2 protein-coding genes are annotated in these 829 nt (G+C 25.6%); both read right to left on the bottom strand.

Going from position 1 to position 829, the window contains the following annotated elements; translation table 11 throughout:
• Positions 1-540 (bottom strand): helix-turn-helix domain-containing protein (locus tag CD118_RS11605; RefSeq protein ID WP_142380883.1); only part of this gene is annotated, 540 nt, incomplete at its 3' end.
• A gap of 10 nt (positions 541-550) precedes the next feature.
• Positions 551-829: hypothetical protein (locus tag CD118_RS12135; protein WP_425353211.1), on the bottom strand; the 279-nt coding region annotated here is incomplete at its 5' end.

The following is an 829-nucleotide window of genomic DNA, read 5'->3' as shown; positions in this document are numbered from 1 at the left end:
GATTAGTAATTTATCAGCATACAATTTCTTCATATTCCTACTAACTGTTTCTCTAGTCAACATAGATAGTTCTGCTAATTCTTTATGTGTCAAATCTAAATCAATTAATATTCCGTTTTCTTTTTCTAATCCAAATGTATTTGCAAGTTTTACCAAACAAGCAATTAAGTTTAAACTCTTCTCTTGAAAAGATGTATCTCTTATTGTCATGTTCATTCTTGAATAAAGAATTGTTATCAACTGTCGTAAATCTTTTTTACTTTCTTCTCCTGCATTCCTGTTGAAAAAGTCTTTGTTGATAATTTTCATGCGCATTTTACTTTTAGCTTTTATTGACATATAAGAACTTTCAATATATTGTACTGAGCCTGATTTTAGAACGTTTATTATCCTACTTTCACCGTTATTATAATAATGTTTTACAAATAACACCCCTTCATCTACAGCTATTATCACATCATTATCAAATTTAACTTCTTGCGATTTGTTTAATTTTAATGTATCACCGGCAACTGTAATAAATTCTAATAAGGCACCCATTTAATCCCCCTTATGTGTTAAATCTTTTGTAACGAAACACTATAAATAAAAACAATAATACTATAATAGATAACACAATTGCACCGTTCATATACAAATTAAAACGACTTATTTCTTCTATATTACTATTTAAAGCTACAAAATTAGGTAAATAAATTTTTAAATCCTTTATACTAAGAAAAACAGACATAATTATATCAATTACTATTACAAGTATAACACTGCTAAATGATTTAATAAATAATGATATTAAAACCATTGTTAGCATTAAAACAATTAAATATAATAC

The organism is Staphylococcus coagulans (genome assembly GCF_002901995.1).
Taxonomy (GTDB): Bacteria; Bacillota; Bacilli; order Staphylococcales; family Staphylococcaceae; genus Staphylococcus; species Staphylococcus coagulans.
The sequence above is the reverse complement of the archived record's forward strand: the minus strand, read 5'-3'. Positions and strand labels throughout refer to the sequence as shown.